This window comes from Larsenimonas rhizosphaerae (genome assembly GCF_023700005.1).
Classification (GTDB): Bacteria; Pseudomonadota; Gammaproteobacteria; order Pseudomonadales; family Halomonadaceae; genus Larsenimonas; species Larsenimonas rhizosphaerae.
This window is the reverse complement of sequence record NZ_JAMLJK010000004.1, coordinates 62,413-82,645: the sequence shown is the minus strand read 5'-3', so window position 1 is coordinate 82,645 and position 20,233 is coordinate 62,413. Positions and strand designations below refer to the sequence as shown.

Annotated in this window: 17 protein-coding genes; 2 read left to right on the top strand and 15 right to left on the bottom strand. The window is 55.0% G+C overall.

Features of this window, described 5'->3' with window-relative positions:
- Positions 1 to 63: 63 nt before the first annotated feature.
- A complete protein-coding gene (locus NAT21_RS13680; protein WP_250939276.1) occupies positions 64 to 2,550 on the top strand; it encodes a two-component system response regulator in 2,487 nt (828 codons plus the stop codon).
- Here the strand turns inward: NAT21_RS13680 and NAT21_RS13675 are convergent.
- The 11 genes from NAT21_RS13675 to NAT21_RS13625 form a co-directional block, all read right to left on the bottom strand.
- Positions 2,529 to 4,607, bottom strand: coding sequence for an FUSC family protein (locus NAT21_RS13675; RefSeq protein WP_250939275.1), 2,079 nt, complete (start codon positions 4,605 to 4,607; stop codon positions 2,529 to 2,531). The genes NAT21_RS13680 and NAT21_RS13675 overlap by 22 nt on opposite strands.
- A 6-nt stretch (positions 4,608 to 4,613) precedes the next feature.
- Positions 4,614 to 5,558 carry an efflux RND transporter periplasmic adaptor subunit gene (locus tag NAT21_RS13670; protein ID WP_250939274.1) on the bottom strand — a complete coding sequence of 315 codons (945 nt, stop codon included), beginning with the start codon at positions 5,556 to 5,558 and terminating at the stop codon, positions 4,614 to 4,616.
- 4 nt (positions 5,559 to 5,562) lie between these two features.
- Entirely contained in the window at positions 5,563 to 5,772 is a 210-nt protein-coding gene (locus NAT21_RS13665) for a DUF1656 domain-containing protein (RefSeq protein WP_250939273.1), read from the bottom strand.
- A gap of 187 nt (positions 5,773 to 5,959) precedes the next feature.
- A complete protein-coding gene (locus NAT21_RS13660; protein ID WP_250939272.1) occupies positions 5,960 to 7,102 on the bottom strand; it encodes a porin in 1,143 nt (380 codons plus the stop codon).
- Positions 7,103 to 7,455: 353 nt separating this feature from the next.
- Positions 7,456 to 8,175 (bottom strand): ProQ/FINO family protein, encoded by a 720-nt coding sequence (locus tag NAT21_RS13655; RefSeq protein ID WP_250939271.1) that lies wholly within the window; start codon positions 8,173 to 8,175, stop codon positions 7,456 to 7,458.
- Positions 8,176 to 8,218: 43 nt separating this feature from the next.
- Positions 8,219 to 8,767 carry a dihydrofolate reductase gene (locus NAT21_RS13650; protein WP_250939269.1) on the bottom strand — a complete coding sequence of 183 codons (549 nt, stop codon included), beginning with the start codon at positions 8,765 to 8,767 and terminating at the stop codon, positions 8,219 to 8,221.
- Entirely contained in the window at positions 8,764 to 9,558 is a 795-nt protein-coding gene (locus NAT21_RS13645; protein ID WP_250939267.1) for a thymidylate synthase, read from the bottom strand. Before NAT21_RS13645 ends, NAT21_RS13650 begins: the two co-directional genes overlap by 4 nt.
- Positions 9,559 to 9,576: 18 nt before the next feature.
- Positions 9,577 to 10,380: a prolipoprotein diacylglyceryl transferase gene (lgt, locus tag NAT21_RS13640; RefSeq protein WP_250939265.1), complete on the bottom strand. Its 804-nt coding sequence runs from the start codon at positions 10,378 to 10,380 to the stop codon at positions 9,577 to 9,579.
- Positions 10,381 to 10,390: 10 nt separating this feature from the next.
- Positions 10,391 to 11,179 (bottom strand): sulfite exporter TauE/SafE family protein, encoded by a 789-nt coding sequence (locus tag NAT21_RS13635; RefSeq protein ID WP_250939263.1) that lies wholly within the window; start codon positions 11,177 to 11,179, stop codon positions 10,391 to 10,393.
- 75 nt (positions 11,180 to 11,254) lie between these two features.
- On the bottom strand, positions 11,255 to 13,525 hold the full coding sequence (gene ptsP / locus NAT21_RS13630; protein WP_250939385.1) for a phosphoenolpyruvate--protein phosphotransferase: 2,271 nt from the start codon (positions 13,523 to 13,525) through the stop codon (positions 11,255 to 11,257).
- 64 nt (positions 13,526 to 13,589) lie between these two features.
- Positions 13,590 to 14,105, bottom strand: a complete 516-nt coding sequence (locus tag NAT21_RS13625; RefSeq protein WP_250939262.1) for an RNA pyrophosphohydrolase — start codon at positions 14,103 to 14,105, stop codon at positions 13,590 to 13,592.
- 160 nt (positions 14,106 to 14,265) lie between these two features.
- On the opposite strand from NAT21_RS13625, the gene NAT21_RS13620 reads away from it, so the two are divergent.
- Positions 14,266 to 14,928: a histidinol-phosphatase gene (locus NAT21_RS13620; RefSeq protein ID WP_250939260.1), complete on the top strand. Its 663-nt coding sequence runs from the start codon at positions 14,266 to 14,268 to the stop codon at positions 14,926 to 14,928.
- Between the two features lie 68 nt (positions 14,929 to 14,996).
- On the opposite strand, the gene rsd is transcribed toward NAT21_RS13620, so the two are convergent.
- From rsd to NAT21_RS13600, 4 genes are all read right to left on the bottom strand, one after another.
- The gene (gene rsd, locus NAT21_RS13615; RefSeq protein WP_250939258.1) at positions 14,997 to 15,485 is read right to left on the bottom strand and encodes a sigma D regulator; all 489 of its coding nucleotides are present in this window, start codon (positions 15,483 to 15,485) and stop codon (positions 14,997 to 14,999) included.
- A gap of 22 nt (positions 15,486 to 15,507) precedes the next feature.
- Positions 15,508 to 16,023, bottom strand: coding sequence for a disulfide bond formation protein B (locus NAT21_RS13610; RefSeq protein ID WP_250939256.1), 516 nt, complete (start codon positions 16,021 to 16,023; stop codon positions 15,508 to 15,510).
- 44 nt (positions 16,024 to 16,067) lie between these two features.
- The gene (gene gshA / locus NAT21_RS13605; RefSeq protein WP_284732815.1) at positions 16,068 to 17,669 is read right to left on the bottom strand and encodes a glutamate--cysteine ligase; all 1,602 of its coding nucleotides are present in this window, start codon (positions 17,667 to 17,669) and stop codon (positions 16,068 to 16,070) included.
- Between the two features lie 147 nt (positions 17,670 to 17,816).
- A complete protein-coding gene (locus tag NAT21_RS13600; RefSeq protein ID WP_250939254.1) occupies positions 17,817 to 20,123 on the bottom strand; it encodes a Tex family protein in 2,307 nt (768 codons plus the stop codon).
- Positions 20,124 to 20,233 lie beyond the last annotated feature (110 nt).

The window sequence follows — 20,233 nt, the reverse complement described above, 5'->3', positions numbered from 1 at the left end:
CTGAAGAGTTCTGCCATGATCAAAATGCCTCTCGCCCCTATCTCGAAGCAAAGGTCATCTGTCATGACATCACGGCGACTGCTCATCGTCGAGGATGAGGCCATTGTGGCCCATGATCTGGCCGAGCAGCTGGGCGAGATGGGATACGATATCTGTGGCGTTGCCGACAATGGCCCGCAGGCCCTTGAGATGGCCCGAACCCACCGGCCCAACCTGGTGCTGATGGACGTGGTAATCAAGGGGCCGATGGATGGCATCAAGACTGCCGCCATGATGCATCAGGAGCATGATGCCGCCATCGTGTTTCTGACCGCCTACAGTGATTCGGATACCGTCAGGCGCGCAACGGATACGGCGCCCTATGGCTTTCTGACCAAGCCCTATCAAATCAATGAAATAAAGGCGGCACTTGAGATAGCAGCCTACAAGTTCGCCATGGAAAGGGAACTGAAGGAGTCAGAGCAGTGGTTCTCCTCCATGCTTCGCTGTGTCACGGACGCCATTATCGCTACAGATCGCACCGGTGCCGTACGCTTTATCAATTCACGCGCAGAAGCACTGTTTGGCCGCTCACTCGATCAGCTTGCCGACACCTCTGTTTCCAGCCTTCTGACGTTTTCAACATCAAACGGCGAAGCACGCTCAATCGAGCTGGCCGATATCCTTGATGATCACGGCTGTGCTCATATCGAATTCAATCAGCAGCTGATTCTTGATGCTCCGCGCACCTGCCTGACGGTGGATTATGCAGTAGCCCCTATCCGCTCCACACTTGATGGGCTGGACGGCCTACTGATTTCGCTTCGCGATGTCAGCGAGCGACTGAACGTTGAGCAGACACTGCGCAGCAGCGAAGAAAGCTTTCGAACGGCCTTCGATTTTGCACCCACCGGCATGGCGCTGGTCGGCATGGATGGCCGATTTCTTCAGGGTAATCACGCCATCTGTCGCCTGCTGGGACACAGTGCATCAACCCTGGTCAATCAGTTGCAGCGAGACGTAAGCCTGCCCGAGGACATGGCAGAGGAAGAGCGACAATTGCTCAACCTCTTTATAGAAGGCATTACCTCGGTTCAGTTTGAAAAGCGTTATATCAATCATGCCGGCCAGCCGGTATGGACGCTGGTCAGCGTTTCCTTGCTGCGCAAATCAGATATTCCGGTATGTTATCTCTATCAGGTGCACGATCTGAGCCTGAGAAAGGAATATGAACTTCATTTGGCCCGACAGGCCAACAGTGACAGCCTGACAGGCCTTCCCAACCGTTCAGCTCTGATGACCGAACTGAACAGGCTGATCGTCGGCAGCAGGCGCCGGCAAAGCAAATTTGCACTGCTGTTCATCGATATCGACCATTTCAAGCAGGTCAACGATACCTGGGGGCATGATGCAGGAGATCAGTTCATCAGCGAGGTGGGGAGACACTTGAGCTCTCTTGTCAGGGCCTCGGATTTTGTAGCTCGACTGGGAGGAGATGAGTTCATCATCCTGCTCTCCGAGCTTACTGATGCCAGTCAGATAAAGCCGGTCGTGCGCAAGCTATTGAACCACTTTGCCCAACCCCTGACGGTCGGCAAGCTGAGCATCCCCTGCTCCATCAGTATCGGCATCAGCATGTATCCCGATGACAGCGAAGAGCCTGCTCGCCTGATGCAGTATGCCGACAATGCCCTTTATCAGGTCAAGGCCGAGGGACGTGGCAGCAGTCAGTTCTATGCTCGCGAGCTGACAGACCATCTGCGCCAGCGTCTCTCCCTTGACGATGAGCTTGAACGGGCAGTTGCTCAGGAAGAATTCGAGCTGTTTTACCAGCCCATTGTTCCCCTGGAAGCACGATTACCCATCAAGGCAGAAGCACTGATTCGCTGGCGCCATCCTGTTCGAGGGCTGGTCGGCGCCCATGAGTTCATCAATCACCTGGAAGACAGCGGCCTGATCGTTGACCTGGGACGCTGGATTATCAAGGAAGCCTGCCGTCAGGCAGCGACATGGCCCATGACAAACAACCTTGCTCCAGGTGTTTGCATCAATGTGTCGGCGCGACAGTTTCGATTCGACGATCTGGCAAAAACCGTGACCGAGGCACTGGATGAGACCGGACTCACCCCGGAACGGCTTTGCATTGAAATTACTGAAAAACTGCTGATGATCGACTCGGAACGCACTCTGTGCACCATCAATGAGCTGAAAGCCCTGGGAGTGGAAATCGCCATCGATGATTTCGGGATCGGCTACTCATCCCTTTCCTATATTCGTCGTTTCAAACCCGACAAACTCAAGATTGATCGTGAGTTTGTCATGGGCATAAGCAATAGCGAATTTGATGAAAGGTTACTGTCGGCCATCATCGCGATGGGAGATCAGTTGCGCATCGCCATCGTGGCTGAAGGCGTGGAAACACTGGAACAGCGCGATTACCTGAAAGGCCAGCACTGCGGCTATATTCAGGGATTCTTTTACGCCAAACCCATGGAGGAAAGCAGTTTCAGACAGTGGCTGATTCAAAACGGGCCCGACATTATCCGTGATCAAATACCATTGGCCGACTGAATTCTACCGGCAGCGGCTTCATCCGAAAAGATAACGGCCTGGCGGTGAAAGGTCATTTCCAGGCGCTCGGTCAGCCCTTCGATCAGCTCGACCTGCTCCCTGTCCATGTCACTATGATCCCGCAACTGCGCCAGCAGCGAATCGGATGCTTCCCTGAAGCATTCATCCTCCTCCCCCCAGGCACATTTCTGAAACGCCTGGGCCAAAGCCTGCTGCCAGTGACGTGACGCCGCCAGCACGCGCGGCTCATCGTGTTCGGCAAGCCTTGAGTGCATACGAATGGACACATGCCCAAGGTTCAGCCCGGTCAGTCCAAGATCCAGCAGATTACGCTTGTCCTCGGGCAACGTGGCATCATAGCCTGCAAGACGCTGCAGTCGTTCGGCCATTCGGCCATTGAACCAGTGTTCATTGCGCTCACGCTCTCTACGCCAGAGTTTGCATAAATCATCCGCCGTTGCACTGATCAGGCGACGGCGCATGACCAGAGGCCCGGGCGAGCCTACCATTCTGAAAACGGCCCAGAGAATGATCAAGCCAACCAGCACTGCGATACTGCGATTAAGTGTACTGGTTATATCGAAACTCATATGGTTTCCCGGCATGACCAGCACCGTATAAATGATGCAAAACCCCAGTCCGTAAGCCAGCGTAGGCGGGTTTGCCAATGCCATTAGACCAAGGAAAAGGGGTGGCCCGAAGACGAGTACCAGCATTTCAAAGTCCCGAGGAGCCTGCGCCAGCAATACGTTGCCGAAAAGCAGCGCCGTCGGAATGGCCACCATGGCACCAAGAATAACCTTTCTGAGCGCCACTGCAGGTTCAGGGAACCGGGCAAACATGATGCTGAAGATGACGGGCATGACCATCATCAATACAGCAGAGGATGAGCCTGACGCCACCCAGAAAACTGCCCCGAGCGCAAAGACAAGCCCGGCCCGCAACCCGGTCAAAAGCCCCAGCAAACCGTCACGATATACCGAAAGGCTGGGAGCCTTCAGGCGGGTTTTATCTGCATTGACTATGGCCTTGTTGGCTTCGAGCATCACGATGGCATAAGCCACCAGCTCACGAGCCCCGTGAAGCGCCCGACGCTGCAAGGGGGTGCTGTTGTTTTCCTGCCGAACATGCTTGATTCGCTGCCGAAGATTCTGCGCCAGCTGACGCGCTTCGGCTTCTGAAGAAGTTTCGCGCATTTTCCTGAAGGTATCGCGCAGATCCTCCAGTACATCGATAACATGCTGACTCATGAGCTCGGGGGCGTAGCGCATCAATCGGCCAAATATCTGAATTTCGGCAATCATGGTCAGGGTGCGCTGCGCCAGTACGTTGGCAGCCCTGACGCGACCGGCACCGGCCGGACCTTCATACACCATGGCACTGCTGTCATTATCAAGCTGTACTACAGCCTGGATAACATCCACTACACTTTGCCGGGCCTTTTGAGCATCCGCGTTGAGGGTCAGTTGCTGCTCAAGACAACTGAAGGTGGCATTGACCACGGTACGCGCATGGCTGGTAATAATGTTTCTCACGCGTGCAGGCCACAGCAACATGCTGACCAGCGTGGCGCAGGTTGCCCCGAGTGCAATTTCGCTGATACGGGCCACTGCTGTATCAAACACGCTGTAACTGGTAGGCGTACTGCTGTAGACCAGCGACAGCACCACGACCAGTGTTGCCGTGGCGGCGGCGATGGCAAACCCATAGGTAAGATTGAAGTTTCGAACCAGTGCTGAAGCCGCAGCATTGAAGGAAACCCACAGCATCAGACAGCTCAAGGCCATGCCGGGCATCTGCATGAAAAGCCCCATGATGGCAACACCTACCCCACCACCGACCAACGTGCCACCGATCTGGCACAACCCCTTTTCGATAACAAGGCCGCTTTGAGGGCGTATCTGCAGAAATACAGCAGAAATAAGCGCCCAGTACGGACGCTCAAGGCTCATTTCCATCGCCAGAAACAGGGAAAGCGCCATGGCAATGGTGCCTTTCAGAGCAAATTGCAGCACCGCTCTTTCAGGCAACAGGTAAAGACGCAGAAATACCGGCATGGCGGCCTATCCCCTGTCCGACAGCGCGCCATCGCTGCCCGCTTCGGCATGGGAGCCTGATGCCTCGCGTACTACCGTATCAGTATCGTCGGCGGAATGGCCGGCTATCTTGATCGTAGCCGTCATGCCGGCACTGAGCTTTATGTCTGTCGGCATATGGTCAAAAACGATATCAACAGGAATTCGCTGTGCCAGCCGTACCCAGGTAAACGTCTGCTGAATCCGGGGCAGCAACTGCCCGTCAGGTGTGGTGTTCTGATTGGAAATCCCCTGGCCGATACTGGCGACATGGCCAGGTATTCGTCGAGCCCCACTCATGAGATAAACCTCAGCCTTGTCGCCCACCTGAATGGAAGGAATCTTGGTTTCTTCGAAATAGCCGGTGGCATAAAAGGATCCCTGCTTCACGATCGACAGCGATGCCTGCCCCTGCTTTATGTAGTTACCCTGACGCAACTGAAGGTTGATGACCGAGCCTGCAACCGGTGCCGTAACGGCAACACGGGCCAGATTGATCTTGTCAGCCGAGAGTTTAGCGAGTGCCTGCTGATAGGTGGCCCGCGCCACTTCCGCCTGGATACGAGAGGATTCAAGATCTTCGGAGCTGATCGCGTTTTTGCTCAAAGACTTGCGCCGTTCGTACTGATGCTGAGCCTGCTGCCATGAAAACTTGCGCTGCATGACACTTGCCTGATCCTGATTAACCATGGCCTGGTAGCGTGCATCGTCAACCATAAAAAGCGGATCACCCTGCTGAACCTGCTCATTGTCACGCACATGAAGCGTCCTTACCCAGCCGGACACATCAGGGGCAACGGTGACTACCTGCGCCCGAATGCGACCATCACGCGTCCAGGGCGAATACATATAATATTTCCACAGCCAGATACCGGCCAGAATGGCCGCGACAGCAATGGCAAGCGTAATGATGATACGAAGTGATTTTTGCATGTAATTAACTCAATGCACCAAGCCAAAAGGTAACGCCTGCCAGAATGCAGACATATAACGCCACGTCGAACCAGGCCTCTTTCCAGACCCAGCGTTCAAGCACGGTGCGGTGCATGACATAACGGACAGCAAAGGTGAGCACTAGGCTGATCAAAGCAAACAGAAGCAGTGGGCTGAAATAAACACCACCCCAGGCCATTTCATGAAGCAGCATGCCGGAAATACTCTTTAAAGGAAGGATACAGGGCGTTCACGGCGATAATTGCCCAGTCACACCGGTCAAACACGCAGTGTAGCATGACATATGCCACGCCCAACAACCTAGCCTGCTAACCTTCCACCGGTTGGGCATAAAAAAACCGGCCCAAAGGGCCGGTTTAGATAACTCAAGACGCTGTGTCTTAGAAGCTGTAGGCAACACCGGTGGCAACGCCGTTACCAGTGTTGTCATCGCGATCGTAGTAGCCACCTTCCAACCAGACATACATTTGGCTGCTCAGGTTATAGGTACCACCAAGCAAGTATTCATTGTAGCTTTCATCGCCCTGGTTCACGCCAGAGTATCCGTTGTTGTCCAACAGAGCGACAGCCTGTCCTTCAGCATCGACATACTGGTAAGAGGCATAAATATCACCCATGCCATAGCCGTAACGGAACCCAAGACCGTAACGATCAACATCAGCATCATCGCTCCAGTCAGCATCCATATGGCTGAACTTGAAGCTGACCAGAAGAGTGTCGATATTGTAGGCAACGTTGGCACCGTACAGATCGCCATAATCACGCTGATCGCCAGCATTATTAATATACTGGAAGTTTTTCAGATCATCGTAGACTGCTGCAAGCGTCCAGCCGCCCATGGTGTAACGCAGGCCACCGAACAACGAAGCACTGTTGTCGTCATCAAGTACAAACTCACCAAGATCGGACGGTGTGTTGTAGTCGTAGTTGTCGTAGGACTCGCCATCGCCTTTATACTGCGTACCTACGGCAAACTGGAAACCACCCATGATCGGTGAAGTATAAGTGAACTTGTCACTTTCATACTGAGTACCAGCTACATCATCGATGGCTCCGGTGTGGCCGAAGTACTCATCGTTCGCCATCGGATCCTGGATCCAGTCGTTGAACAGGGCGTCCCATGAGCCTACGCGGAAATCACCAAAGTTACCGGTGATACCGACATATGCCTGGTCACCCTTGGACAGGCCGGACTGGTTGGTATTATCGGTGTCTGCACCAGCATAGTAACCTTTCTGCTGATCAGCGTTGAATTCGAATTCAGCGCGGAAGTAAGCAGTCAGGCCGTTATCGAGAACATGTTCACCCTTCACACCCAGAGTTGAACCATTGTCGAAAAGGTCACTCTGAGAGTCTACGGTGCCATCGGAGGCATTCTGTTTGATATTACGAAGGCCCAGCTGAACGTTGCCGTACAGATCAAGCTTGGAGCCGTCCTGGTTGTACACGGTTGCAGCCTGGGCACCAGAGGCAGCCATACCCAACGCACCGGCAATCGCAGTCGCTAATAGCGTCTTTTTCATTTTTTTAAGTCCCTTACTAGGCTTACTGTTCGATTGTCTGCTTTTTAATTATTTGCAGAGGGTTGCTTCGTGCCTGTGGTCCAGGCTGTGAAGCTTGTTATTATCTGTTGCTCGCAGACGTACCTTATAACGACCCCTGACCGAACGCAACAAGAAAAAAACACTGTTTTCGATCCCTTATTGCCTCATCTCAGCGACGTCATAACACAAAAAAAGTGCCACATTATTGTGACACTTCAGTTAAAAACCCTTTAAAAAAAGCAACTTGCAATTTCGTTAATCTGCAAAAGGTATTAATTACCCTTATTGAAAAAGTTCCGCCACCCTTTATTATACTTTGGTTTAATAAGGCGTTAGTCGTGGTGATGCAGTGTGCTCAGCGCCGACAGTTTTTTAGCCATGCGCTCACGGTTTTCCTGGTCTTTCTTCTGTTGCTGCCGTGCCTGAAGTGATTTCAACTGCTCCCTTGCATGCTGCTCTTCTTCTGCGGTGATTTCACCAGCTGGAGCACCGTCAAGATCAACTCGCTGCACTCCCTGTCGAATTGATTTCAAATAACGAGGAAGATTGACATAGCAGGCAAGTGCCCGCCGAAGAAGTCGCGAGGATACGGGATAATAAGTTGCAAGCACTTCGTGGATACCAACCTGAAGTGGCTGCGTGTGCCCCTTGTAGAATGCCTTTGGAAACCGTGCATACCACTCTTCCAGAAGAGCCTGTGGCGTACGAAAGTCGCTCTCAGAAATATCGACAGCCGCCTCATCAGCCCGACTGTCGTGATGAGGCGTGCCCTGTGTCACATCATGGTCTTCAACTGATGCAAGGGGCGACGCAGCCACTGTTGGCGAAACTGATGCCTCATCGCCTGATATCGTTGAAGGTTCAGTCATGGCGCCACCCTCCTCGCGAGGGCGTTTCTCGCCGCTGCTCCCCAACGTCTCTAGACGCGACTTGAGGGCCCTGTTATCAGCCTCAAGCGCACGAATCCTGCCATGGGCCTTCTCCAGTTGCTCCCAGGCATTGATGGCCCGCTGCTCCAGCGCGTCCATGAGTGCGCCCAACTGCTCGCTCATAATAAACTCCACACATTGTGCGCAACCTCATGGCTGCATAAGGTTAATCGTTGATGGTAGACGTGCGCTCATAGCGAACGAAGTCATAATCAGGCTGTTGTGGTGTCGGGCTACCCGCCACACGCTCCACTTCCGTCCATTCCGTGTCGGTAAGTGGAGGAAACCAGGTATCGCCCTGAATATCAACATTCACTTCTGTCACATAAAGGCGCTGTGTCATGTCCAGAGCCTGACCATAAATATTTCCACCACCGATCACCATGATTTCCTCACTGCCATCCAGCATTGCCTGGTGGTCGGCAACCTCGATGGCCGTGGCCAAGTCATGACACACCCTAACGCCATCGTGAGAAAAACTGGTGTTACGCGTCACCACAATATTAAGACGGTTGGGCAGAGGCTTGCCGATGGACTCAAAGGTGGCTCGCCCCATGACCAGCGGCTTGCCCTGAGTCGCCGCCTTGAAGAATTTCAGATCTTCCGGCAGATACCAAGGCAACTTGCCGTCGACCCCGATAACCCGGTTACGTGACATGGCCACGATCATGGCTACCGGCACAACCGTATCATCACTGCTTGAGTGCTTTTTCATACTGCCACCTGTGCCTTGATATGCGGATGAGGGTCATACCCCGAGATGCTGATATCGTCAAAGGTAAAATCAAACAACTCCGTCACGGCCCCGTTAAGCTGAAGCTGCGGTAACGTGCGGGGTGTGCGGCTCAATTGCTCTTGAGCCTGTTGCAGATGATTAAGATAAAGGTGAGCATCTCCCAGCGTATGAATGAACTCACCGGGTTCAAGCTGACAGACCTGCGCCACCATACGGGTCAACAGGGCATAGCTTGCAATATTGAAGGGCACACCCAGAAAGATGTCGGCGCTACGCTGGTAGAGCTGGCAGGACAGACGGCCATTGGCCACATAGAACTGAAACAGGGCATGACAGGGAGGCAATTGCATTTCATCAACCAGCGCCGGGTTCCAGGCCGATACGATAAGACGTCGAGAATCAGGTGTTTTGCGAATACCATCAACAACCTGACTGATCTGATCGATGTGTCCTCCCTGATAGTCTGGCCAGCTACGCCACTGGTACCCGTATACGGGCCCAAGTTCGCCGTTCTCATCTGCCCATTCATCCCAGATGCGCACCCCGTTGTCCTTGAGGTAGGCGATATTGGTCTCGCCTTTCAAAAACCATAAAAGCTCATGAATGATAGAACGCAGATGCAGCTTCTTGGTGGTCACCAGCGGGAAGCCGGCCGCAAGGTCGAAACGCATCTGATGGCCGAACACCGACAGCGTGCCGGTGCCGGTGCGGTCAGTTTTCTCGACGCCCTGGTCGAGAACACGCTGCATTAATTCCAGATAGGGCTGCATGAACTTTATTTACACTCATTACGCGGTGGGGGTTGAGTACGGTGTCTCAACAGACTGGCGCCGCGACCAGACGACAAGCAGAATGCCGCCGGCCAGCATTGGCAGACATAGAAGCTGCCCCATGGTCATCCAGCCAAAGGCAATGAAACCAAGCTGGGGGTCGGGGCGCCGGAAAAACTCGACCGAGAACCGAAACAGGCCATAGAGTAACAAAAAAAGACCGGACACAAGACCCCTGCGGCGGGGTTTCAATGAGACAAACCACAGGACAAGGAACAACACCACACCTTCCAGCAGGAACTCATAAATGGCAGAGGGGTGACGTGGTTGCGGGCCATATTTGGGATAGTCCATGGCCCAGGGCACATCGGTGATACGACCGGGCAGTTCCTGATTGATGAAATTACCCAGCCGCCCTGCCCCCAGGCCAATAGGTACCAGTGGAGCCACAAAATCGGTAAGCTGAAAAAAGGCCAGCCCATGGCGCCGGGCGAATAATATCGAAGCGATCAGTACGCCGATCAGCCCACCATGAAAGCTCATTCCGCCATCCCATACCTTGAACACCCAGAGAGGGTCAGCGGCAAGGGCCTCCCAGCCGTAAAAGAGCACATACCCAAGGCGACCGCCCAGCACAACACCCAGTGCGCCATAAAAGATCAGATCGCCTACATCATCCCTTGTAAGCCCCAGCCGGTCTGCGCGCATTCGCGCCAGTAACCATGCACCGGCAAAACCTACTACGTACATGAGGCCATACCAGTGTATGGCCAGCGGACCAATGGAAAACAGGACAGGATCAAAATTCGGGTAATGCAACATGCCAACATCCTTAGCCGAAAAGTAACTTGAGTGCCATGACAAGCAAAAGTACGGCGAAAATACGCTTCAGCCAACGTTCTGACAGATAATGCGCGACACGCGCCCCAAGGCGGGCCGTCAACACACTCATCAGTACAATGCCAAGAAAGGCAGGCCAGTATATATAGCCCGTAGCGCCATGAGGTAATCCTGGTGAGTGCCAACCGACAACAACGGCTGTGACTGCACCGATGACGGCGATGGGCACACCACAGGCCGATGACGTTCCCACGGCAGAACGCATGGAGACTCCGCGCCATTCAAGAAACGGCACCGACAAAGTACCGCCCCCTACACCGAAAAGCGAAGATACTGCTCCGATGACGCCTCCAGCACCAGCCATGCCCGGGAGAGGCAAAAGTCGCTCCTTATCGCGGGCAAGACCGGGAGCAATCAGAAGCTTGAGTGCTACCGCCACAAAAAACCCACCAAGCAGGAGTGACATGACAGGGCCGGATAACTGTCCTCCGATCACCACACCGAGCATCGCGCCAGGAATCAGGCCTGGCAACAATTTCCTTAGACAGTCAACGCGCACACACCGGCGAATGAAGTGTGCCCGTGCCGAAGAAAGAGAGGTAATGGCTATGGTGGCAAGCGATGTGCCAGTGGCCAGATGTACAATAGTCTCGGAAGAAAAACCGAGGACGCCGAATGTCAGTACCAACAGCGGCACGATCACGGCACCACCACCAATACCGAAAAGCCCGGCCAGAAAACCGGCCAGGGCGCCTATCGCGGCAAAGATCAGAAAACTCACGTTGATCGCGTCCTGGCTGCGTCCTCAGGACTTCCGCACCCAACGCAATGAGGCAGAATGCCGTCGGAGAGCCTGTTAATGATGCTCGCTCCGCGGAGGAAGAAGATGAGCCAACCCCCACTCGTTCATGCGATTGAAAAGATGGCGATGTACCAGCGCCGGTGTAGGCTGTGTCAGGGTCTCTTCGACCAACTGGCGCGCCGAACCAAGACTGACACGGCGAATCGCAGCACGGACACGTGCAAGATTGGGCGCATTCATCGACAGCATGTCGTATCCCATGCCCGTCAGCAGCAGTGCTCCGGCAGGGTCACCGGCCAGTTCACCACAGACCGAAGCAGGAATGCCGAGCCGGTTTGATTCAACCGCCACATGATATAACGCCCTCAATACCGAAGGATGGCAGGCATCATAAAGCGATGATACGCGTGCATTATTGCGATCAACCGCCAGAAGATACTGGGTAAGGTCATTGCTGCCCACTGAAAAGAAATCCACCAGCTGTGCCAGCGCATCCAGTTGATAAAGCGTGGCAGGCACTTCGATCATCACCCCTACCAGCGGCCGCTCGATCGATACCCCGTCGTGCTTGAGCTCCTCGATCACCCGGTCCATCAGTTTGAGCGCGGTAATGACCTCTTCAACACAGGACACCATGGGCAGCAGGATACGGAGATTGTTAAGCCCCTCTCCTGCCCGCAGCATTGCTCTTAATTGCACCATCAATACTTCGGGATGGTCCAGCGTAACGCGAATGCCTCGCCAGCCAAGAAACGGATTATCTTCCTCGATTGGGAAATACGGCAGATCCTTGTCTCCACCAATATCCAGCGTACGCATGACTACCGGCAGCGGAGCAAACCCTTCCAGTTGATCACGATACAGGCGCTGCTGCTCCTGCTCACTAGGAAAGCGCTGATGCATCATGAATGGCACTTCAGTGCGATACAGGCCCACTCCATCTACACGCGCCTTGAGAGAGCTGGCGATTTCCAGCGACAGGCCGGTATTGACCATCAGCTTGACCGAATGGCCATCTTCGGTTTCGTTCGGCAGAAACTGCTCGCTTTCAAGCATGCGCGTAAGCGCACGCTCTTCCTCGATCAATATTTCGTAACGGGCTTCCATTTCCTCATCGGGCCGAACCATCAGCTTGCCCCGATGCCCGTCGACAATAAGGCGAGAGTGAGTCAGGCGAGACAGGGGCAAATCACTCATTCCCAGCACGGCCGGAATCCCCATGGCACGCGCAAGGATGGCCACATGAGAAGTGCTCGACCCTCGTGTCGCCACCAGCGCGACCAGCTTGTCACGAGGAATCTCCCCGAGTTGCGCCGCACTGATTTCATCGCCTACCAGGATAGTATTATCAGGATAGATCACCGGCTCGGCAGCGCTTTCCTGCTGCAGATACCCAAGAACACGCCGACCGAGGTCCCGGATGTCGGCAGCACGCTCCTTGAGGTAATCGTCATCCACACGCTCAAGATACTGAACATGACGACGCACGACTTTTGAAAGGGCAGTCGGCGCAGACCATCCCTCACGAATACGTTTCTCGACCTCCTGTCCGAGTGAATGCTCACCCAGCATCTGCTGATACACTTCAAACAGCGCCTGCTCCTGGGCCGAAATGCGGCTTGCCAGTCGCTCCGCTGCAGACTTGATATCGGCACGTACACCATTGATCGCCTGATTGAAGCGCGCCACATCGGCATCAATATCGTTTGTGCGCTTTTCGGGCACCGCATCAAGATTGGCCGGCGGCACGACCACATGAGCCTCACCAATCGCAAGTCCGGGCGAAGCAGCCACACCGGAAAGCACGGCCGACCCCTCGAATTCATTCAAATGCGCCAGTGCACCGGAAGCCAGTGCCTGAACAAGCACACCGGCCAACTGGGCAGCCATCGTGATCAGAAACGCCTCGTCACCCTCATCGAAGCGGCGCTTGTCTCGCTGCTGCACGACCAGTACACCCAATACACGGCGCTGGTGGATGATCGGCACTCCCAGAAAGCTGGAATAGCGCTCTTCCCCGGTTTCCTCGAAGTAACGAAAATGCGGGTGTGATGGTGCATCTTCCAGATTGAGCGGCTCTTCCCGGGTCCCGACAAGACCGACCAGCCCCTCATTGTGCGTCATGCTAACGTGCCCAATGGCGCTGGCATTCAGGCCGATGGTGTCCATCAGGACGAAGCGGTCTCGCTCGCTGTCCAGTAGATAGACGGAACACACATCGGTTTTCATCGCCTTGCGTATGCGGCGAACGATGATCGACAGCGCAGAATCCAGACTTTCTGCGCCGTTGACCTCCTGAACAATTCGCCTGAGCACCTTTAACATGGAAGTCATTATGTCCTTATAGTCTCGGTCAACGGGCCACGAACATGCGCATGCCCGTTTGTTGCTACCCCGACACCCTGTACGGAGAAGTTATCAACGCTGCATCCCTGCACGGCAACCTGGGTGCCAACTCACGCAGCGCACGACGGTAAACCTCGCGTTTAAAAGGCACTACCTGTCCAAGTGGGTACCAGTAACTTACCCACCGCCAACCATCAAACTCGGGCTTGGGCGTAGTATCGACACAAATGCTGGCTTCCTGACATCGAATCCGGAGCAAAAACCACTTTTGCTTTTGCCCGATGCAAAGCGGCCTTGAGTGAGTCCGTATCATGCGCTGAGGCAGCCGATACCTGAGCCAGCCTCGGGTACAAGCCATTATTTCAACATCGTCTCGGCATAATCCGATTTCTTCCTTCAACTCACGATAAAGCGCCTGCTCGGGTGATTCATTCGGTTTGATGCCACCTTGCGGAAACTGCCAGGCATCCTGTCCTACCCGCCGAGCCCAGAGTACCTGCCCGCTGGCGTTGGCAATGATGATACCAACGTTAGGGCGAAAGCCGTCCGGGTCGATCACGAGTATCCCCTTTTAAAAATACAATAAGGGCATTTTTCCACAAAGCCTGAAAGCCCATCAACAGCCACTGACAAGTATTAAACAATTGGCCTGTTTGACATAATCACGTAAAACCACTGTTTGAGCATTCTTCTTTTACTCAAGCCTACAGGAGCCATGCGTGCGACTGGCCATTTTTGATCTCGATAATACCCTGATTGCCGGAGACAGCGACCACGCCTGGGGCGAATTCCTGGTGGAGCAAGGCGCTGTCGACCCGCTTGAATATCGCACTGCCAACGACCGCTTTCACCAGGATTATATCAACGAGACCCTGGACCTTGACGCTTATCTGCGTTTTTCACTGGCACCACTGGCATCACACTCTCGTGGACAGCTTGCCGCCTGGCATCAGCACTTCATGGCGTCGGTGATTGAACCGATCATTCTTCCCCGGGCCGAGGAGCTGCTGGCAAGGCATCGGGCCAATGGTGATTACCTGCTGATCATCACTGCCACCAATCGATTCATTACCGGACCGATTGCAGAGCGTCTCGGTGTGGATGACCTGATTGCCATCGAGGTGGAAGAAATTGAGGGTAGATACACCGGTAACCCTACCGGCGTACCCAGCTTTCGAGAGGGCAAGATTACACGGCTTGAACAGTGGCTCGAAGCGCATGACATGTCACTTGAAGATGCCTTTTTCTACAGTGATTCCCGCAATGACCTGCCACTACTGAAGCAGGTTGATCATCCGGTTGCCGTCGATCCGGATGAACACCTGAGAGCATACGCCGAAAAGGCAGGCTGGCGGATCATGAGCCTGAGAGATCCGATTTGAACAATGGCAGGACATGAAAAGGGGCGGTGCCATAGGCACCGCCCCTTTTCATTGCCGCCGGTCACCTGTCACCCGGACACCTTGTCGGACACGTCCGCATGGTCGGCATGCAACCTTGCAATCAACACATCCTCCAGTGCAAAGCGGTCCTTCAAAACACGCGCCAGCCTGTCAAGCCAGGCCGTGATTTGCAGGCGGTTTTCCTTGAAGGAAGTCTCATCGGCATAGGCATCATTAAAATCCAGCGCCAGCTGCGTTGACGGATCCATGTTTTCAAGCAACAAATGCCCCGTTTGAAGTGCGGCCTCATCATCGAACAGCCGGCACTCCTCGCAAAGGCGGGGATAAAGCTCAAAGTGTCCGGTACTGACGTAATCCACCAGTGCTTCACCGAACCGGTCAACCAAAGCGCGGTCAGCGATTTCAAGGTCACTGTCACAGGCCCGCTCCAGCGCCGCGTAATGCTCGAGCAGCTCACCTCGCTGCTCAAGCCACCGATCAATCAGTGTATGAACACCACCCCAGCACTCCCGAGCACTTGCCCACTGTTTCAACATAACCGGCTCTCCTTTCATTCATTCACGAGGCACGGCGCAGTGAACGCACCATAATGCCGAGGGTGATCACAGCCAGTACCGTAAAACCAATCAGAGTCCATACCGGCAGGGTCATGCCCAACCAACGGAAGGATACTTCAGCACACTCTCCCGACCCGGACAACACCTGGGAAATAACATTCCAGAACGGAAGTACCTCCATCATGTAATCAAGCCCGGGACCACAGGTGGGCACCTGATCCGGCGGCAGTGTCTGAAGCCAGGCATGGCGGCCGGCAATGCCCGCACCCACCAGCGCCGACACCAGTGCCAGGCCGCCATACACCGCCCCGCCCCTGCCTTTGGGATTATGAAGCGCTCCAATACACAGAATGATCAACGCCACCAGAACCGCAACGCGTTGAAAGATGCACAGCGGACACGGATCAAGTCCGAAGCCATGCTGCATGATCAGGGCGGCGCCAAGCATCAGCGCGCAGAATACGGCACCCAGCCCGCACTCTCGTCGTGTTGTACCTGCCTTTATCGGCGAACTCATTGGCGTATCCATATACCGTCGTTGTCTGGGAGTGTCGTCACTGCTTAGTCCCTGCGCGCTACACGAGGTTCACTGGCTTTCTCAAAGTAGCTTTCCAGAAAGGTCGCAAAATCGACGGTTTCGTCCTGCTCAATGTCCCCTTGCTGCTGATGAGAGGTGTCAGTCAGCTCCTTCAGTAATGACTCACGCGCCCGATCCATCGGTTCGGCAGCCAGCCGATCGGTATACATTTTCGCCTGTGAAAGCGCCCAGTCGGTGAATTCCTCACCACTGTCACGCAATGCCGCTTCCATTCGGCCGGCCGGAGTCAGCGCGGCATTATCCAGAAGCGGCGCAAGCGCCGTGATGGCCGCCTGATGCGGTGCACCGGCATCACCTTCATCAAGCAACTCGGCTACCGCGCCCATGGATCCCAGAACATGACGGGCCTGATCGCGCATGGATACTTCATTCCCATCCACAAGCAGTGTCAGCTCGGGGTCACGGCCATGAGCCACAACCCGTGTACGGTTCAGATCCAGCTGATCGCACTCGCGGTCAGAGACCTTCGGGCTCGGTGACAACAGGCACCAGACCAGAAACGCATCCAGAAACCGAATTTGTGTTTCGCTGATCCCCAGGGGCTCGAACGGGTCGAGGTCCAGGCAACGCACCTCGATGTACTCCACACCACCAGCCTCGAGGGCCTGCGTAGGCGTTTCGTTGTGACGAGCGACCCGCTTGGGACGAATGTCACTGTAATACTCGTTTTCGATCTGGAGAATATTGGCGTTGAGCTGTTTCCATTCGCCCTGCTCATCCTGAACACCCAGCGCTTCATAGGCAGGCCAGCGCGCCGTAATGGCATGACGAAGTGTATTTATGTAATTTTCGAGCGAATTGAAACAGATACGAAGCTGATCCTGTACCTTGTTCTGATAGCCCAGATCACTCATGCGCAGACTACAGGCGCTCGAGGATAACCGTGTCCGCTTGCCGTGCCGCGGGAGTTCCGAATCACGCCCGTCCAGAAAGCTTTCGTCGATGGCAGGCGAGCCACCGAAGAGATAAAGCAGCAACCAGCTATTACGTCGGAAGTTTCTGATCAGATCGAAGTAACGCCGCGATCTAAAGGTTTCCAGAGAGACGTGCTCAGCCCCTTCGAGGCTCTGCAGCACCGGCCACAACGCATCCGGCAGGGAAAAGTTGTAATGGATACCCGCAATGGACTGCATGATGCGCCCATAGCGGGCGTCCAGGCCATGCCGATAGACCTTTTTCATGATACCGCTGTTGGAAGAACCGTAATCAGCAATCGGCACACTGTCGTTGCCTGACAGACGACAGGGCATGCTTGCAGGCCATACCCATTCACCGTCCAGCTGGCGGAAGGTATAACGATGCAGATCGCCCAGAAAGGCCAGCGCATCCTTCGGGCGGCAATAAACAGGCGTGATGTATTCCAGCAGGGATTCGGAATAATCCGTCGTGATATGCGGATGTGTCAGCTTTGACCCCAGTCCGTGCGGATGATGCACCGCACTGATACGCCCCTGGGCATCGGCTCGCAGACCTTCCTTCTCGATGCCGCGCCGAATACGACGAAACATTCCCTGACGCGCTGCATTTCGCAGCGCCTTTACATGACCGGTGAGTGACTCGGACAAGAGAGGCACCTTCTTTCAGGGAGGGCCACAGGGGGCCCTCGTGTTCGGATCGAGCCCATGGGCTCTCTTTAGACAGGGTCAAACCTGACAGTATCAGGCTTGAACATGCCGCTCATTATGACGCTAACTTTTCTGCTTTCAAGCACCTTACTGCTCGCGCGCGCCCGCCTTTAAAAGCGCTGCAGCCAGTGCGCCTGCCGGCTTGTCTTCCTGCGGTGCTCGCGACGGAGTACGACGCGAGCGCCCCTTGTCTTCAGCAGCCCGTTCAACCACATCGTCATCAAGGCGCATGCTAAGCGCGATTCGCTTGCGCGGTATATCGACATCCATCACCTTTACTCGAACGATGTCACCGGCCTTGACCACTTCACGGGGGTCCTTGACGAACGTGTGCGACAAGGCAGAAATATGTACAAGGCCATCCTGATGCACACCGATATCCACAAAGGCACCAAAATGCGTCACATTGGTAACAGCGCCTTCGAGCACCATCCCGGCACGAAGGTCCTTGAGTTCCTCCACTCCGTCCTGAAAACGGGCAAAGTTGAATTCGGGGCGCGGATCCCGACCGGGCTTGACCAGCTCCTTCAGGATATCTGTGACCGTAGGAAGGCCAAACTGTTCATCGGTAAAATCAACCGCCTTGAGCTGTCCCAGAAATGCAGCATCCCCTACCAGACTGCCAACCTGGCGCTGATATCTATTGGCGATACGCTCGACCACCGGATAGGCTTCCGGATGCACGGAAGAGGCATCAAGGGCATTCCGGCCCTCCCGAATGCGCAGAAATCCGGCGCACTGCTCGAATGTTCTGGGCCCAAGCCGTGACACTTCCAGTAACTGGCGCCGCTCATCGAAGGCACCATGCTGATCGCGCCATGCGATGATGCTATCGGCCAGATTGGCGTTAAGCCCCGAAACACGCCGAAGCAATGCACTCGACGCCGTATTGAGGTCTACCCCCACGCCATTGACGCAATCCTCGATCACCGTATCCAGTGACCTTGAAAGCTGCATCTGCGAAACATCGTGCTGATATTGCCCAACGCCGATGGACTTGGGATCAATTTTCACCAGTTCAGCCAACGGATCCTGCAGACGCCGGGCAATCGACACGGCCCCCCGAATGGTCACGTCCAGATCCGGAAACTCGCTGGCCGCCAGTGCCGAGGCCGAATATACCGATGCACCAGCTTCACTGACGATGATCTTGTTGACCTGTCGCCCACGCACCGCTAGCTGCTTGACCACATCGCCCGCCAGGCGATCGGTTTCACGACTGGCGGTTCCATTACCGATAGCGATCAATCCGATGTCGCATCGCTCACAGAGCGCTACCAGAACATTGACAGCGTCAGCCCACTGGTTTTTGGGTGCATGCGGATAAATGGTGTCATGAGCCAGAAACTTGCCGGTAGCGTCTATGGCAGCAACCTTGACACCGGTACGAAGCCCGGGATCCAGCCCCAGTGTCGGCTGCGCTCCCGCAGGAGCCGCCAGCAACAGATCCTTGAGGTTGGCCGCAAAGACCTGAATGGCCTCACCTTCGGCCCGCTCTCGTAACCGGCCCAGAAGCTCGGTTTCAAGATGGGTATACAGCTTGACTCGCCAGGTCCAGCGTACAACATCACGAAGCCAACGATCGGCGGCCCGGCCCTGATCTTTAATCCCGGCAGCATGAGCAATATCCACTTCGGCAGGATGCACATCGCCTTCTGTTTCAGGTAGCTCCAGCCGCAGCGTCAGCACTCCCTCGTTACGGCCACGGAACATGGCCAGCGCACGGTGTGACGGCGCCCTGCACAGTGGCTCCTGATGGTCGAAATAATCGGAAAACTTGGCGCCCTCCTGCTCCTTGCCATTTACCACTTCAGCCCGAAGCAGGCCATCTGTCCATAAGCGATCGCGCAGACGACCGACCAACTCGGCATTCTCTGCAAACCGCTCCATCAGAATCTGGCGAGCGCCATCCAGAGCATCACGCGTAGTTGCAATCCCGTGCTCGTCGTTGATGAAAGAGGCTGCCGTTGTGTCCGGGTCGCGTGTCGGATCCGACAGCAACTGATCCCCCAGTGGTTCAAGCCCGGCTTCGCGGGCAATCTGTGCCTTGGTGCGCCGCTTCTTGCGAAAGGGAAGGTAAAGATCCTCGAGTCGCTGCTTGGTCGTGGCGTCTCGAATCTGCTGTTCCAGTTCAGGCGAAAGCTTGCCCTGCTCGTTGACCGATTCAAGAATGGTCAGCCGGCGCTCATCAAGCTCGCGCAGGTAACGCATCCGCTCTTCCAGCGTACGCAGCTGACCATCATCCAGCCCCCCCGTGGCCTCCTTGCGGTAACGCGCCACGAAGGGCACGGTCGCCCCTCCATCCAGCAACGTCATGGCTGCCTCGACCTGGCGAGGTTCAACATCAAGTTCTGTAGCAATACGTACTGCTATATCGTTTGAAATCATTGTCATACCCGGTCATCCCCTTATCGCTGGCAACACCCTACCACACAACATGAAAAAGGCCGCGGCCATGGTCGGCAACCTCAAGATTCAGGCCATCCAGGGCGATAGGTTCTACT

Bases quoted from the DNA above. Each gene is read 5' to 3' on its own strand.
- ptsP (WP_250939385.1), bottom strand. From the start codon at position 13,525: ATGTTAAAGGTGCTCAGGCGAATTGTTCAGGAGGTCAACGGCGCAGAA.
- NAT21_RS13645 (WP_250939267.1), bottom strand. From the start codon at position 9,558: ATGCAGCCCTATCTGGAATTAATGCAGCGTGTTCTCGACCAGGGCGTC.
- NAT21_RS13650 (WP_250939269.1), bottom strand. From the start codon at position 8,767: ATGAAAAAGCACTCAAGCAGTGATGATACGGTTGTGCCGGTAGCCATG.
- NAT21_RS13660 (WP_250939272.1), bottom strand. From the start codon at position 7,102: ATGAAAAAGACGCTATTAGCGACTGCGATTGCCGGTGCGTTGGGTATG.
- NAT21_RS13600 (WP_250939254.1), bottom strand. From the start codon at position 20,123: ATGACAATGATTTCAAACGATATAGCAGTACGTATTGCTACAGAACTT.
- lgt (WP_250939265.1), bottom strand. From the start codon at position 10,380: ATGTTGCATTACCCGAATTTTGATCCTGTCCTGTTTTCCATTGGTCCG.
- NAT21_RS13655 (WP_250939271.1), bottom strand. From the start codon at position 8,175: ATGAGCGAGCAGTTGGGCGCACTCATGGACGCGCTGGAGCAGCGGGCC.
- NAT21_RS13680 (WP_250939276.1), top strand. From the start codon at position 64: ATGACATCACGGCGACTGCTCATCGTCGAGGATGAGGCCATTGTGGCC.
- NAT21_RS13665 (WP_250939273.1), bottom strand. From the start codon at position 5,772: ATGCTGCTTCATGAAATGGCCTGGGGTGGTGTTTATTTCAGCCCACTG.
- NAT21_RS13675 (WP_250939275.1), bottom strand. From the start codon at position 4,607: ATGCCGGTATTTCTGCGTCTTTACCTGTTGCCTGAAAGAGCGGTGCTG.
- NAT21_RS13610 (WP_250939256.1), bottom strand. From the start codon at position 16,023: ATGAGTTCGCCGATAAAGGCAGGTACAACACGACGAGAGTGCGGGCTG.
- rsd (WP_250939258.1), bottom strand. From the start codon at position 15,485: ATGTTGAAACAGTGGGCAAGTGCTCGGGAGTGCTGGGGTGGTGTTCAT.
- NAT21_RS13670 (WP_250939274.1), bottom strand. From the start codon at position 5,558: ATGCAAAAATCACTTCGTATCATCATTACGCTTGCCATTGCTGTCGCG.